Source organism: Burkholderia sp. M6-3 (assembly GCF_050858985.1).
Classification (GTDB): Bacteria; Pseudomonadota; Gammaproteobacteria; order Burkholderiales; family Burkholderiaceae; genus Paraburkholderia; species Paraburkholderia caledonica.
Map to the genome: position 1 here is coordinate 1,480,840 of NZ_CP110091.1, position 15,147 is coordinate 1,495,986.

Genomic DNA, 15,147 nt, shown 5'->3' on the forward strand with positions numbered 1-15,147 from the left:
ACTTCGTTGATGGTTATCAGGCGGTGGCGAGCGCCATCACTTTTTCCTGCGAAGCTTGCGCCCTGCTCAATTCCCCGCTGATGCGTCCTTCCCGCACAGTCAAGATGCGATCGCTGACGGCGAGCACTTCGAGAAGATCGGAAGAGATGACGATCACGCCAATGCCCTCTGCCGCGAGCCGCGCAATGAGCGCGTGCACCTCCGCTTTCGCGCCTACGTCGATGCCGCGCGTCGGTTCATCGACGATAAGCACTTTCGGACTGCGCGCGACCCACTTGGCGATCACGATCTTTTGCTGATTGCCGCCGCTCAGGTTGATGACCTTCTGCTCGACGCCCGGCGTTTTGATTCCCAGCATACGGACAAACCGCCGACAGCTCTCACGTTCTCGCGCGTGCTGCACGAACTGGAACGGCGAATAGCGCTCCAGATGAGTAAGGCTGAAATTCTCGCGCACGCTCATGCCGAGTATGAGCCCCTGGGCCTTGCGGTCTTCGGTAACGAAACCTATGCCTGACCTGATCGCATCGTGCGGATTGCGGATCGCCACTGGCTTGCCTTCTACCTTGACTGAACCCGTGCACGCGCGCATTCCGAAGATCATCTCCATGATTTCGGTGCGGCCCGAACCGACAAGCCCGGCGATCCCGAGCACTTCGCCACGATGCAGCGTAAAGCTTATATCGCGGATACGAGGCTCCGCCTTCCTGACCGGCTTGAGCGACAGCGCTTGCACTTCGAGCACGGGATCGCGGCTCGAGTGAGACTGCGGCTCGCCGTAGAGTTCGCTCAACTCGCGAGCCACCATCAGGCGCACGAGCGTCTCGCGCGTCATGTCAGCAATGGGCGCGGTGCCGACCGTGCGTCCGTCGCGCAATACCGTCACGCGATCTGCGAGCTCGAAAATCTCTTCGAGCCGATGCGAGATATAGACCACCGCAATGTTTCTTTCGCGCAAGCGCTTGACGATGCCCAGCAAAACGCTGGTTTCGTGATGACTGAGCGATGCAGTCGGCTCGTCCATGATGATGGCCTTGGACCGCGCGCAGAGGGCCTTCGCAATCTCGATCATCTGCTGCTGGCCGACACTCAATTCGCTCACGCGCGTAGCGGGATCGATATCCATGTCGATGGTGGCCAGCACTTCGCGCGCCTCGCGATACATGCGCGGACGATCGATCAGTCCGAGCCGCGTGCGCGGTTCTCTCGCCAGAAAAATGTTCTCGCCGACAGTGAGATTGCCGACAACCGCAAGCTCCTGATAAATGATGTTCACGCCCAACGCGCGAGCGTGATGGCTGTCGGCGAGTGCAACTTCCTGCCCTTCGACAAGAATAGTGCCGCCGGGATCGGGCGCGTAAATGCCGGTGAGTATCTTCATCAGCGTACTTTTGCCCGCGCCGTTCTCTCCGGCAAGCGCGAGCACTTCGCCCGCGCGTATTTCCAGATTCACGCGGTCGAGCGCCTTGACGCCAGGAAAGGTTCTGGAGATGTTGCGCATCTCCAGAAAAGGCACGCCTGTCACGTGGCTCATCACTTCGTGTAGCTGGTCATGTTGTCTTTCGTGACAACGGTCACGCCGGTATCGATGTCCTTTGGCTGCGCTTCCTGGCCCTGGATCTGCGCGACAAGGTGTTCGACAGCGAGCGAGCCCATTGTCACCGGACGCTGAACCATGATGCCCTGGATATAGCCATCCTTGAGCCCCTTCAGCGTGTCGGGAAGATCGTCGAAGGCAAGCACTTCGAGCTTGCCCTTCATCGTGCCGAACTCCTTCGTGTTGAGCACCTTCGCGACCGCCGGCCCACCCACCTGGCTCACGCCGAAGATGCCTTTGAGTTGCGGATGCGCACGCAGCGTGGTTTCGACCACAGAGACGCCGTGCGCCAGATCGTCGTCGGTGCCTTGCGTTTCGACGATCTTGATGCCCGGATATTTCGCCAGCCCTTTCTTGATGCCGGCAATACGTTCGTTCAGATTGACCGCGCCCAGTTGGCCGGTAATGATCGCCACTTCGCCCTGACCATTGAGCGCCTTGCCCATCGTCTCCGCCATGGTCGCGCCCGCCTGTTCGTTGTTCGTGCCGATATACATCGAGCGTCCGCTTCTGGGCGAATCCGAGTCATACGTCAGCACCTTGATGCCGCTTTGCTCTGCGCGCTTCATCACGCTTTCGACCGACTTCGGCTCGTTCACCGATATCGCAATGCCATCGACATGCCTCGAGATCAGGTCCTCGATAATCTGTACCTGCGTGGAACCCTGTGTGTTTTGCGGCACCACCCATTGATATTTCACACCGGCCTTGTCGGCAGCCGTCTGTGCCCCTTTGTTGCAGTCGTCGAAGAACGGCACCGCGACCTTGGGAATAACGGCGACCGAAATGTCTTTTGCGTCTTTGGCGTGAGCCGTTGCGCCAACTGATGCGGCTAGTGCGACCAGGGCGCTCGCGGTGAATCGTTGCGTCAGTTTCATGCATGTCTCCTGATGTTATGGTTGCAGCGTTCAGTGTTCCTAGCGTTCCTTGCGACGCACGCGCCAGATGTCGATACTGACGGCAATGAGAATCACGCAGCCGGTGATGGCCTGCTGCGCATAGGTATCGATGTTGAGCAGCACGACGCCATTCGTAATGATTCCCGCGAGGGCCGCGCCGATGATCGCGCCCTCCACGCTGCCCGCCCCGCCCGACAGACTCGCGCCGCCGATGGCCGCCGCCGCGATGACATCGAGTTCCGCGCCGAAGCCAGAAGCCGGCTCGGCCGACACGAAGCGCGAAAACGCAATGACGCCTGCCATCGATGCGATCAGGCCGGATAGCACATAGACCGTAAATTTCACGCGCGCGGTGCGCACGCCGGATAAGCGCGCGGCCACTTCATTGCCGCCCGTCGCATACACGTAACGTCCAAAGCGCGTCTGTCGCATGACGACGGAGAAGACGGCCGTCATGGCAAGAAGAATGACGACCGGAAAAGGCACGAATCCGATGTAGCCCTGGCCGATGAATGTGAAGCTGTCAGGAACGTCAGGTGTGACAGGCACGCCTTTGGTAATGATGTACATGAGGCCGCGCCCGATCGACAGGGTGCCAAGCGTCGCAATGAAAGGCGGCAACTGTATCCACGTGATCATGAAGCCATTGAATGCGCCGACCGCGATTCCCACGGCGAGCCCCGCGCCAATGGCCGCCGGCGCGTTGTAGCCATGCTGGAAGACGAGCGCGGTAACGAGCGACGACAGGCCCATGACCGATCCAACCGAGAGGTCGATGCCGCCCGTAATGATCACGAGCATCATGCCGATCGACATGAGCGCAATCAACGAAAACGAGCGGAACACGCCCATCAGGTTGTTGGTGGTGAGGAAGTACGGTGAGAAAACGCTGATCAGCAGTCCGACCAGCAGCAACACCGAGAGCACGTTCAGCTCGCGTATGCGCAAGCACGCCTTGATCCAGTCAGCGGCACGCCCGGACTGGGGTTCCTTCTTCGACGATATTGCAGTCACCGATCGCTCCTCCTTTGCAGGCTCGGAACAGATCATAGGAGCCGGGACATGCGGAAATCTGTGACGCGCGTCATAGATCCGTATCGGGATTGACCCGTAGATTGTCAGCAGATAGCGCGATGAATGCCCTCATGCCTATGACGGGCGTCACAGCATCGCGCAGGGCGCGGCGTTACGATGCGTCTGGTGTCGTCAGCGGCGCATTGCCGTCGGGTGGCTTTATGAACTGCAAAGGAGACAAGGCATGACCAAACGAGTAATTGTGACGGGCGGCAGCGGACTTGCCGGCAAATGGGTGGTAGAAGATCTGGTGGCGCACGGCTACGAAGTACTCAATCTGGACCGCGTGCCTATGGCTAAAGGCACCGCCCGGACTCTGATCACCGACATTACCGATGCGGGACAGGTCTTCAATGCACTTTCGTCGACGACCACGGCAAAAGAATTCGACGACGACATCGAGCCCAAGCCGATCGACGCCGTTGTGCATTTCGCCGCCATTCCGCGCATTCTCGTCACCACGGACAACGAGGTGTTCCGCATCAATGTGATGGGCACCTACAACGTGCTGGACGCGGCTGCAAAGCTCGGCATCAGGAAGGTCATCGTCGCTTCGAGCGAGACGACCTACGGCGTGGTGTTCGCACACCGGCATCGCGACCCGGCGTACTTTCCGCTCGATGAAGAGTATCCCGTCGACCCGATGGACAGCTACGCCACGTCGAAAGTCATTAATGAAGTGACAGCAAAGGCGTTTCATGCGCGCACGGGCGCGGATATTTACTGCTTGCGCATCGGCAATGTACTCGACCCCGTGGACTACCAGAAATTCCCGACCTGGCTCAAGGACCCGGCCTTGCGAAAGCGCATTGCATGGAGTTATATCGACGGCCGCGACCTGGCAACGGCCTGCCGTCTGGGCATCGAAAAGGATGGTCTGGGCTTCACGGTGATGAACGTAGCCGCAGACGACGTCTCCTCCGACCGGCCGGTCGCGGAATTGCTGAAGACTTACTACCCGAATGTGCCGGTAAAAAAACCACTCGGCGAATTCGAGACCTTGCTGAGTAATGAAAAGCTCAAGCGTTTGCTTGGGTGGAAGCAGGCTTACCGGTGGCGCGAGCAGGTGTCCGGACAGTCGTAGGCGACCGACAGTCTCGCGAGGCGCCAAGTGCGCCTGATGACGACATCAGGCGCGCTTCCAAAGAAGCCGAAGACCTGCCGGACCGCCGAGGTCTCCCAGAGGCACGTGATTGCGCTTGACCACGGCCTCGCATCCGCCAGGCGATCGATCCCCAATTCGTCCGCATCATCCCGTTCGCAGAGCACGAACGATCTACTTCTTCTGCATCGCCACAATCAGATGGGCCAGTTGCGTTTGCACGCCGCTGCGATTCAGCGTTGGCATAAAACCGGCGATGGCAGCGCACGCCAATTCAGCGAAATGAGGCTAGAACAAAGGCCTATTCGCGATGAAAACTCGCGCATATCACCACTAGAATCCATCTCATACCTGCTTCACGCACCATCACACATTCGTTACCTGTCGGAACGCTTTCTCACATCGGATTTCCGGTTAATTCAGCATGACACGGCTCGCACGTCATTACGTTCCAGAACAACCGCAGCACGTTATTCTGCAGGGGCTCACGGGGCCCGCATTCCTGGATGAAGGAGATTACCTGTACTTCCTCGCCTGCCTGGCAGACGCAGCGCGCGTCGCCGACCTGGCAGTCCACGCCTGGGTCCTGATGCCAGGTGCGGTGCAATTTCTCGTCACGCCGTCATATGAGTCGAGCGTGGCCATGGCGATGCAGGCGGTGGGTCGCCGCTATGTCGAGACCTTTAATCGACGCCATGGACGGCGCGGCACGATGTGGCGTGGCGGCTACCGGGCAACGGTGATCGAGCCCGACCGATATTTTCTGCTGGCGAGCCAGATCATCGATCATGCGCCGGTGCGCAGCAACCTTGTAGACGAGCCGGGAAAATACCGGTGGTCGAGCTACTCGCATCACATCGGGCTGCGTGTCGATAGCTTTATCAAGGACCACCCGCTTTATCGCGCGCTCGGCAACACACCGTTCGAGCGTCACGAGGCTTATCGGGACCTGGGCGCACAGTCTCCGGATCAACTCGAGGTCGACAAGCTGATGCAGTCCACGCTGAATGGCTGGGTGCTCGGCAGCGCCGAGTATTGCGAGTGGGCCGCGCGGACTGCCAACCGGCGTTTGATGCCGCTGCTGCTGCGGGACCGACCGCCCAAGGCTCGCACGACCCGCGCCTTCGCGCACGCCGGCTAAACCAAGGAAAACAGGGAGGCACACCCTGCCTGTTTGAGCCAGCTACGTCACGTCGGCATTTTCTATCCGCGCGGTCGGTGAACCGCGAACCGGGTAACGGCACTCAAGGTACCGTACCGGCTCGCGCTTGGCCAATATCGAATCGTCGCGCGCACAACTCACATCCGATTCTGGCGGCGGCAGGCGTGCAATATCTCGTTGACTGCAAATGCCCCTCTCACATTCTGGACATTTTGCAAGATACACACGTGATAAGACTTCTCGCGCGGCAAAAGCAGAGCACTGTTTACGTACAGTGCCTGGCACGAATTTCTGATGACACGTGCCGCGTAGCTGCTCTGGCTATTCGCTAAAGAATTCAGAATGCATTGATCGTATTCCACATTCTCGCCGCCAACCGCGAAGGCTGATAACGGTGCGGCGAGCGTCAAAGGAACGAGCAGGTAAGCCAGTTTGTGCATGGACACGCGACAGCCAGGAACTTGACGATGGCAATCGTAGCACGTGGCGTTTAATTGCAAATGCGCACTCCATTCAGTGCGCATTGCAGTGCCGCGAGAACGACTCCCCGTCATTCAACTCACATCATTTCGGGGCTGCTCAGTTTCGTTCCGTCGGAAAAGCGTGTCAGTCTGTAGGGACCCATGTCGAACTGCGGCGCCTCGTCCATTACCAGCCGGCTCACCAGTAGACCCGCGCCTGGCCCTAGCCCGAAGCCGTGACCGCTAAAGCCGGAGGCGATCACAAGACCGGGTTTCGCATCGACCTTCGAGATGATCGGGACCAGATCCGGCGTCGTGTCGATTGCGCCCGCCCATGCGTGAGCGATCCGCAAGCCCGACAACTCGGGAAACACGCGGGCCACATTGCGCAGTCCGCGTTCGAGCCATTCACTATCGACACGCGGGTCCAGTACCCGTGTCCGTTCAAATGGCGAGATGTCATCGTCGCGCCACGTCGTGGTCGCCTCTGGTCCGTGGAAGAAGCTGGCACCGACGCGAACCTTGAGTTTCTTCTTCAGCTTGCTGCGGAACATGGTGCGGAACTTCACCGAATGCCGCAGGTTTTGCGGCGCGAGTTCGACGCGTCCATAGCCGGGGACCGCGATGGTGTAGCCGCCGTCCAACCTCCGCCTCAACGCGAAGTCAGGCCCGGAGAAACAGCCTTCGACGACCGCCGGTGCCTCAGCGGTGCGCAACGCCGTTCCGATAACGTTGATGGCGGGCAGATCGATACCATGATGCTGGCAGAACAACGCGCTCCAGGCGCCTCCGGCAAGCACGACGGTGTCGGCTGCGAGCCGGCCGCGCTCCGTCCAGATGCCGCCGACGCGTCCCGCAGTCATGTCCAGACTGCGTACCGCGCAGTTCTGGAAGACCTTGGCGCCAAGCCGTTGCGCCCCGCGTGCAATTGCAGGCGCGGCTTTCGACGGCTCGGCGCGGCCGTCCGTGACCGACCACAGACCGCCAGCCCATCTTGCACGCCCGGACGGAATGCGCGCTGCCAGTTCGCGCGCACTGAGGATCTCACTGTTGAAACCGATCTCCCGTGCGCGCGCAATCCACGACTCCCATTGCGCGACGTCCGATTGAAGCTCCGTGCCATACAGGATGCCCGCCCTGCGAAAGCCAATATCCTCGCCGAGTTCTCCGCTCAATTCCTCCCAGCGTCTGAGGCTTTGCATGGCGAGCGGCAACTCATAGAGGTCGCGGTTTTGCTGACGCACCCAACCCCAATTGCGCCCCGACTGCTCGCCGCCAATAACGCCCTTTTCAAGCAGAACCACCTGGACACCGCGCCGCGCCAGTTCATACGCGGTGCTGACGCCAACGATGCCGCCGCCTATCACCGCGACATCGCATCGCTCGGGGAAATTTTCGCTACTCGTGACTTCGTCGATCCTTAACATTTCACAGCCGCCGGTTGCCGCTTCGTGGTGAAACTGCAGTGGCGAATTCGGGAATGCGTACAAGAGCGCGCATCACCGTTTCACCGTCCGCAGAAAGTGGCTACGATTCTCCTATCTTCCATCGCTTCGCTGATAGGACGATCCTCTTGCCTCTGCGCGAGAGACGACGATCCACCGCATCCTGAATGTTTTGGGGTGAAACTCAAAGCGTCATGGCGTGGATGGCCGCTCGGTGTCGTACAGCCGGTCCGGGATAAACAGCGCCGTAACGCCGCTCAGAAAGAAGACCGCACCTACGACAAGAAAGCCAAAGCCGATGGAGAACTGGGTGGCGAGATAGCCGATAACGATAGGCGCTGCGCCCGCGCAGAAACGGCCAACGTTATAGGAACCGCCCACAGCAGTGCCACGGATAGAAGTGGCGAAGCTCTCGGACATGAAAGTCCCGATCGTGCCCAGCGGAACACCATAGAGAAAGCCGAAGAAAAGCATGAGTGCCGCAATGTTTTCCCGCGTATGCCAGAAGATGATGACCGGCAAGAAGAGCGCGGCGCCCGCGCAGCCCAGCACGTATACGCCGCGCCGGCTCCATCGGTCGCCCAGCCAGCCGGCGAAGATCTTGCCGATGAAGGCGACCACGTAGGTGCCGATCATGTAGCCGGTCAGTGAACTGAACTTGATATGCAGTTCTCTTTCAAGGTACGTGGGTAGCCAGTTGTTCAAACCATAAAAGCCGGAAAGAATAAAAACAGAGGCGAGAGTCCACAGGATGAACAGCGTGCGCGTCTGGCGGGTGCGGAAAATCAGGGCGTAGCGGCCATCGCGCGATCGCGCTCCACTGTGGCCTTGAGTGCCGCTTTCGTTCTGGCTTTTGCGGTCGGCTGCACGGCTTGCCCGCCAGCTGGCCGGCTCGGGTACGGCAAACTTGATCGCGAGCGCAAAGACCACGGGAACCGCCGACACGTAATACAGCGTGCGCCAGCCATAGTGCGGCAAGATCCAGCTGCTCAGCGCAATCACCACGATATAGCCGGCTGAAATGGCAGTCTGCAATGCGCCGAGAATCAACGAACGTCTTTCGGTGGGCACGTATTCGGCAACCAGCGTGGTGACGAGCACCATGCAGCCGATTCCCAACGAACCGATGAACCGAACAATCGCGAATTGAAGAAAGCTGTGCGTGAGCCCGAGCAGTCCCGCGCCGAGCGAGAATAGCGTCAGCGCCCACACGACGACCCTCACCCGGCCCACCCGATCACTTAGCCAGCCGCCCAGTATCCCGCCCGCGGCCATGCCTAACAACGTCAAACTTCCCAACGCTCCCGCCTCGACATTGCTCAGCCCGAAATCGTCCTTGATTCGCGTGAGGGTCAGGCCGTACATCATCACGTCGGCGCCATCGGCCATTAGCGCAAGATAGGAAAGGACGAAGACCAGCAGCCAACGGCCTTGCGATTCGGCACTTTGCGTTGCCGTCGCCGTCGCCGCTGACGTAGCGCGGGGATTTGTAGTCATGTCAGAGAGAACCCGAACTGCCGGCGGATACCGTATTGCCCGCGATCAAAGCGGGTGCGAGAAACGAACCGATCAGCAGGCCGAGCGCTTCGTGCCGCTCCGTGTACCACCCTTCCCGGTGTGTCAGGTTCATCGTGCCGATGCACACGCCGTTGTACGCGATCGGAATGTTCAATATCGATCCGAGGCCCATGCCGGTCATCACCGTATGATCGTCGAACGCTTCGAGAATGCCTTGCGGCGTTTCTGCGCGGAATGGCTCAAGGTCGTGCAGAACCTGTCTGGCCCACGCGGTGCCGCGTTTTTTCTTGCGCCCGCCAACCGGATACACATCTGGCATGTTCGTATAAGCGCGCTCGACTTCCTCGCGCCCGGCGTCGTAAAACATGATCGTGAGCAGACGGAAGCCGATTACGCTTGCCGCCACTTCATGAACCGCACGGAAAAGCGCCGCCGCTTGACCGTTGAGCCGCATGGCCCTGGCGAGATGTTCCAGGTGGGAAATGTCGAGCGTTTGCGGGACGGGCGGCGTAGTCACGATCCTGTTCGCTTGCATGGTCTATAACCGAAGAGTTGGCAGATCGCGGCGTTCAGCCGCCTAATTCCGTCGAACTGAGCGGACCTCGAACATCCTGTGCAAGCGCAAACTCCTCGGCCTCGATATCTTCGAGCGAGCGGTTGCGGGTCTCGATACCCAGGCAGAAAACCACGCATGCCCCGACGAGCAGAACTGTCGTGGTCATCGCGAATACGCCCAGAAATCCGAACGCGGGATAGACGAGGCCGACCAGAATCGGCGCGCTCACCGAGCCGATGCGGCCAAACGATGACGACGATCCTGTACCCGTCGTGCGAACTGCAGTGGGAAACACTTCCGGGGTGTACGCATAGACGCCCGCGAACGCGCCGTTCATGAAGAACGACAGGCATATGCCCGCAAGCATGATGCCGATTCCCGTGTGAGAGAACGCAAGCGCGATCGCCGCGACGCCGCCCAGCAGCATGTACGACGCGACCACCGCTTTGCGTCCGATGCGTTCATTGAGCCATGCGGCCGAGAAATAACCAGGGATCTGCGCCCCATAGATCGCGATGGAATAACCGAAGCTCTTAGTCATGGTGAGCCCCTCCTTGAGGAGCAGACTCGGAATCCAGGAGAAAAACGAGTAGTACGCGAACGCGACCGAAAACCACATGAGCCAGCTTACCGCCGTGGTGCGCGCGAGCCGCGGCGACCACAACGTCAACACGTTCTGCAATGCGCGACCCTTTCCCGGTGCCGACGCCGGCATCATGCGGACGGAGGCGACCGGCGCTAGATGAATGCCTCGGCCGGTAAACCATGATTCGATCGTGCTTACAATGCCATTCGCTTCTTCCGTCCGGCCCTGACTTTCGAGCCATCGCGGCGACTCCGGCAGCGTCCTTCGCCACCAGAGCAGCATGACGACCGGCAACGACGTGACCACGGCGAGATACCGCCAGCCATCGGCAAAGTTTCTGACCACGACGAAGCCGAGAATCGACGAACTCAGATAGCCGAACGACATGAAGCCGACCAGTGCGCCGCAAAACATTCCCCTGTAGCGCCGCGGGACGAATTCGGCGAGGAATGGCGCGATCACCACTGTCTCCGCGCCGGAGCCAAAACCCGCGACGATGCGTAATGCGAAGAACGTGTGCCAGTCGGTTGCCGCCGCACTCGCGAGCGACGCGACACAGTAGATCGCCAGCGCCGTCATCATGATGCGGCGGCGGCCGATGAGATCGGCGAAAACCCCCGACAGAAAAGCGCCGAAGAAATACCCGATATAGGTACTGCTGGCCACGAGGCCAGTCTCGGCGCTCGTCAAATGCCACAGCTTGCTGACGACCGGTAACAGGAACGCAAGCGACGACGAATCGAGTCCGTCGAACAGATACCCCAGCCCGCCGATCAGCAGAAGTTTGCGATGAAATCCCGATAACGGGAGCCGTTCAAGACGAGCAGCTACAGCGGACATGGCGAGTTTCTCCATGGAGGAATGAGCGCGTTGATCGCGGGCACGAAGTTCATCGCCCGATCGCATATGCCTGCATCTGGCGAGGCGTCGCCGCGCCGCGCATCAGACCATTTCTGATGCCGACCGCGCAGACCCGGCCCAATGCCCAAGGCTCCGCCACGGTCAGATCGTGTCCACGCGCGCGCAATTCGGCGAGCGTGCTTTCCGGAAAACGGGCTTCGGCAGACATCTTGCCCAACTGCATCGCGCGCGGGTAGAACGAGCCGGGGAAGTGAGCGGTCTGGAACGACGGGGAATCGGCGGCGGCCTGGAAGTTCATGCCGGCGTGCACATGTTTCAGGAATAGCTGGAGCGACCACTGATCCTGCTGGTCGCCGCCGGGCGTGCCGAATGCCGCGTAGGGCTTGCCCGCGCGGGTAACGAGCGTGGGCGACAGCGTTGTGCGAGGACGTCGCCCAGGACCCAGTGATGATGGCAGTCCTTCTTCCATCCAGAACATCTGCGCGCGCGTGGTGACGTTGAAACCGAGTCCGGGCACCGCCGGCGACGCCTGCAACCAGCCGCCCGACGGCGTAGCCGACACCATGTTGCCCCACCGGTCGACGATATCGAGGTGCACGGTGTCGCCTCGCAGTTCAGGCAGCGGCGCGAAGGTCGGCTCTCCCTGCCCGAAGCCCCCGAACTGTTCCTTCCCGGCGAGTGCCATGATGCGCGCGGCGCGGCGCCCGCTGTCGCCCAGCGTTCCCGGACAAAATTCGAGCGACGCACGCTGCGGGTCGATGAGCTTGCGACGTTCGTCGTTATAGGCGTCGCTGAGCAGCACATCTAGCGGCACATGGGCAAATGCCGGGTCGCCATAGAAGACCTCGCGGTCGGCGAACGCGAGCTTCGAGCACTCGATAATCGTGTGGACGAAATCCGGTCCCAGCGGATCCATCGCCGCGAGATCGAATCCCTTGAGCAGCGCAAGTTGCTGCAGGAACATTGGGCCCTGCCCCCACGGACCCGTCTTGTGAACTCGAAGGTCGCCGTAGTCGTAGGACACTGGGTCTTCATAGGACGGCTCCCAGCGAGCGAGATCGTCGGCCGAGAGCAAGCCGCGGTTGCGCTGGCCGGACGTATCGAGAACGGCTGTGGACCGAAAGTACTGGTCGATGGCGTCTGCCACGAATCCGCGATAGAACACTTCGCGAGCCCGTTCGCACTGCTCGGCGCGGTCGCTGCGGCTGGTCGCTTCTCGCAGAATGCGCTTGTAGGTGGTGGCGATCGCCGGATTGGCGAAGAGGTGATTCGGCGTGGGCGCGTCGCCATTTCGCAGCCATTGTTCGGCCGAAGTAGGCCATTCGGTGAGGAAAAAATCCTTGATCGCGAGGATCGACGAAGCCATGCGCGGCAGCACCGGATAGCCGTTCTCCGCATAGCCGATCGCATAGCTCAACACGTCTTCGAGCGGCAACTGGCCATAGTCGCGCAGCATGGCCATCCATGCGCCGAATGCCCCCGGTACCACCGCCGGTAGAAGTCCGGTCCCCGGCACCACTTCCAGCCCCAACTCGCGCATACGTTCGATGGTCATGCTTGCGGGCGTCACGCCCTGGCCGCAAAGCACTCGCACCCGGTCTTCGCGGGCGCTGTAGAACACCACCGGCAGTTCACCGCCGGGACCATTCAGATGCGGCTCGACGATCTGGAGTACAAACCCCGCGGCGGCGGCGGCGTCGAAGGCATTGCCGCCTTTTTCCAGCGCGGCCATGGCCGACGCGCTGGCCAGCCAATGCGTCGACGCCACCATTCCGAACGTGCCAATCAGTTCGGGACGAGTTGTGAACGACATGTCCTACTCCTCTTGTGATCGTTACGACCGGTGCTGAACCAATGTTTAAAGGTACGAATTCGATCGGTCAGCATTGGATGACGCCACCCATTCCTCGATGCTAACCTGAAATATAAGTTCGTGGATTATTGGCCAAAAAAGCATTGCATGAAATTCGCAGCCGGTGCGCCGTCAATCTGTTATCTTTGAGACCAATATTCATTGGTTCGGAAATGGAATGGAAGACACCGCGTTGAACAGCCTGCTCGGGTATATTGCAAGTCATCAGCTCAAAGACGGCGACGCGTTACCGCCCGAAAGGAAGCTGGCTGAGGAACTTGGCGTCAGTCGAAGGGAATTGCGCTCGGTGCTTGCCTCGCTGGAAGCGTCGGGACGCGTATGGCGCGGAGTTGGGCGCGGCACCTATCTGGGAGCACGGCCTCTCAAGTTCGGTCCCACGCTGCGCGGCTTGCGCGCGGGCACCAGTCCAGCCGATATCGCCGAGATGAGACTACTTTTCGAGCCCGCGCTGGCGGAACTCGCGGCGACCAAGGCCAGCTGGGACGATCTGCTTGAACTGGAGAAGTGCGCGCGTAAAAACGCCGCCGCGAACAGCGACGAGGAGTGGCAGCAATGGGATCACCGCTTTCACTTATTGATCAGCCAGGCCACCCGCAATCCGGCACTCATTGCCCTCATGGAAGTGATCAACGGCATGCGCGTCAAGCCGGAGGTTCGAAAGAAAACCGTCAGCCAGGAGACGCGGCACTATTTTGCCGAGCAGCATCAGGCAATCGTCAACGCGATGAAAGCCCGTGACGGTGAAACGGCGGCTCGATGCATGCGCGAGCATCTGTCGAGCGTGCAGTCGCGGGCGTCCAGCAAGATAGGCGGCGCGGCGGATTCAGCGGGGTGAAACAGCTTTGGCTGTGCATTGGTTTGATCATGCTTTCGGTGAACTTGGCGAAGGGCGTTTGCTCTGCTCACCCGGGTCGCCGTTACCGCAACTGCGCCACTGCATCGAACACACGCCCAAAGAACTCATCCGCATGCTCGGGATTAAGCCAGCGCACTATGACGGCGAGCCTCCGGGTCGGCTCGATCCACATGAACGAGCTACCCGCGCCCACGCCGAAGTAGCTCGATGCCGGCACGCTCGGGAACATCTTCTGTCCGGTGTTGAGCCAGACGAGATAGCCGTAGAACGGCGCGATCGCGCAAGGCGTTTGCATACGCTCGATCCATTCCTTCGACAGCACGCGGCGCCCCGATGCGACGCCTTCGTCGAGTAGCATCTGCGCGATCTTCAACTGATCGTTCGCGCTGATCGACATGCCGCCGCCCCAGTGCGTGCCGCCCGGCACCGACTGCATGCGGCGCCCGCCCACCTCCACCCATGCGTGGTCATAGCCGACCCAATCCCAGGCGTCGCTTGCTCCTGAAGGCCGTGCAATCGCCTCGCGGAACACGTCCGGCAGCGGCTCGCCGAACAGATGCAGCAGCGCCAGCGAAAGCTGGTTGATGCGCACATCGTTGTACTCCCAATACGTGCCCGGCTGCTGTAGCGGACGCAGATCGCCCTTCTTGCCGTTCGGCGGCTCACCGAACGTGACCGCGCGATAGTGATCCGCCTGATCGGGTAAACCGAAGCAGGTGCCCTGCCATTCGCTCGTCTGTTGCAGCAATTGCGCCCACGTGATGCTTGCGTTGTGATCGTCGTCGAAACCGATCCCCGGCACGCTCACGCGCACTGGCTCATCGAGATCGGACAGCAGGCCGCGGTCGTGGGCCACGCCCGCGAGCAGCGCGAGATACGTCTTCGCAATGCTGAACGTAAGGTCCGCGCGGTCCGGCTCGCCCCACGTCGCGAGCTTGCGTCCGTCGAGTGCAATCGCGCCAGAGACCGGTCCCCGGTCGTGCACTGGCCCGAGCAGCCGGTTCCACGGCGCCGGGTCTTTCACATGCACGCCCCAGTTGGCATCGACCTGGCGATCCCATGTCGATTCATGCTCGATGGAAAACTGGATGGCCTGCTGCAATGCTTCGTTCATGCGTATTTCCTGTGAGTTTTCTGGATAGTCGTTGCGCGTGCAG

Annotated in this window: 13 protein-coding genes; 3 read left to right on the plus strand and 10 right to left on the minus strand. The window is 60.6% G+C overall.

What is annotated here, in order from left to right:
• Positions 1 to 16: 16 nt before the first annotated feature.
• Genes OH764_RS23990 through OH764_RS24000 form a run of 3 tightly spaced genes read right to left on the minus strand, consistent with a single transcriptional unit; the run spans position 17 to position 3,510 of the window.
• On the minus strand, positions 17 to 1,534 hold the full coding sequence (locus OH764_RS23990) for a sugar ABC transporter ATP-binding protein (RefSeq protein ID WP_498851105.1): 1,518 nt from the start codon (positions 1,532 to 1,534) through the stop codon (positions 17 to 19).
• A complete protein-coding gene (locus OH764_RS23995; protein ID WP_498851106.1) occupies positions 1,534 to 2,475 on the minus strand; it encodes a sugar-binding protein in 942 nt (313 codons plus the stop codon). The genes OH764_RS23990 and OH764_RS23995 overlap by 1 nt, the downstream gene beginning before the upstream one ends.
• 39 nt (positions 2,476 to 2,514) lie before the next feature.
• A complete protein-coding gene (locus OH764_RS24000; RefSeq protein ID WP_027779104.1) occupies positions 2,515 to 3,510 on the minus strand; it encodes an ABC transporter permease in 996 nt (331 codons plus the stop codon).
• 244 nt (positions 3,511 to 3,754) lie between these two features.
• Here OH764_RS24000 and OH764_RS24005 point away from each other — a divergent pair, with 244 nt between their 5' ends.
• On the plus strand, positions 3,755 to 4,654 hold the full coding sequence (locus OH764_RS24005; protein ID WP_131315574.1) for an NAD-dependent epimerase/dehydratase family protein: 900 nt from the start codon (positions 3,755 to 3,757) through the stop codon (positions 4,652 to 4,654).
• Positions 4,655 to 5,096: 442 nt separating this feature from the next.
• Positions 5,097 to 5,813, plus strand: a complete 717-nt coding sequence (locus OH764_RS24010; RefSeq protein WP_498851107.1) for a transposase — start codon at positions 5,097 to 5,099, stop codon at positions 5,811 to 5,813.
• Positions 5,814 to 5,971: 158 nt separating this feature from the next.
• Here the strand turns inward: OH764_RS24010 and OH764_RS24015 are convergent, their stop codons facing one another.
• The 6 genes from OH764_RS24015 to OH764_RS24040 form a co-directional block, all read right to left on the minus strand.
• On the minus strand, positions 5,972 to 6,274 hold the full coding sequence (locus OH764_RS24015) for a VF_A0006 family four-cysteine protein (protein WP_498851108.1): 303 nt from the start codon (positions 6,272 to 6,274) through the stop codon (positions 5,972 to 5,974).
• Between the two features lie 119 nt (positions 6,275 to 6,393).
• Positions 6,394 to 7,722, minus strand: a complete 1,329-nt coding sequence (locus OH764_RS24020; RefSeq protein WP_498851109.1) for an NAD(P)/FAD-dependent oxidoreductase — start codon at positions 7,720 to 7,722, stop codon at positions 6,394 to 6,396.
• A gap of 210 nt (positions 7,723 to 7,932) precedes the next feature.
• Complete coding sequence (locus OH764_RS24025; protein WP_498851110.1) at positions 7,933 to 9,237, minus strand: MFS transporter; 1,305 nt, start codon at positions 9,235 to 9,237, stop codon at positions 7,933 to 7,935.
• 1 nt (position 9,238) lies between these two features.
• Positions 9,239 to 9,793, minus strand: a complete 555-nt coding sequence (locus tag OH764_RS24030) for a GAF domain-containing protein (protein ID WP_498851111.1) — start codon at positions 9,791 to 9,793, stop codon at positions 9,239 to 9,241.
• A gap of 34 nt (positions 9,794 to 9,827) precedes the next feature.
• Positions 9,828 to 11,240, minus strand: a complete 1,413-nt coding sequence (locus tag OH764_RS24035; protein WP_498851112.1) for an MFS transporter — start codon at positions 11,238 to 11,240, stop codon at positions 9,828 to 9,830.
• Between the two features lie 49 nt (positions 11,241 to 11,289).
• Positions 11,290 to 13,074: a gamma-glutamyltransferase family protein gene (locus OH764_RS24040; protein ID WP_498851113.1), complete on the minus strand. Its 1,785-nt coding sequence runs from the start codon at positions 13,072 to 13,074 to the stop codon at positions 11,290 to 11,292.
• A gap of 217 nt (positions 13,075 to 13,291) precedes the next feature.
• Here OH764_RS24040 and OH764_RS24045 point away from each other — a divergent pair, with 217 nt between their 5' ends.
• Positions 13,292 to 13,969, plus strand: a complete 678-nt coding sequence (locus tag OH764_RS24045) for a FadR/GntR family transcriptional regulator (protein ID WP_498851114.1) — start codon at positions 13,292 to 13,294, stop codon at positions 13,967 to 13,969.
• An 82-nt stretch (positions 13,970 to 14,051) separates the two neighbouring features.
• Here OH764_RS24045 and OH764_RS24050 read toward each other — a convergent pair whose 3' ends face one another.
• Positions 14,052 to 15,104 (minus strand): serine hydrolase domain-containing protein, encoded by a 1,053-nt coding sequence (locus OH764_RS24050; protein WP_498851115.1) that lies wholly within the window; start codon positions 15,102 to 15,104, stop codon positions 14,052 to 14,054.
• Positions 15,105 to 15,147 lie beyond the last annotated feature (43 nt).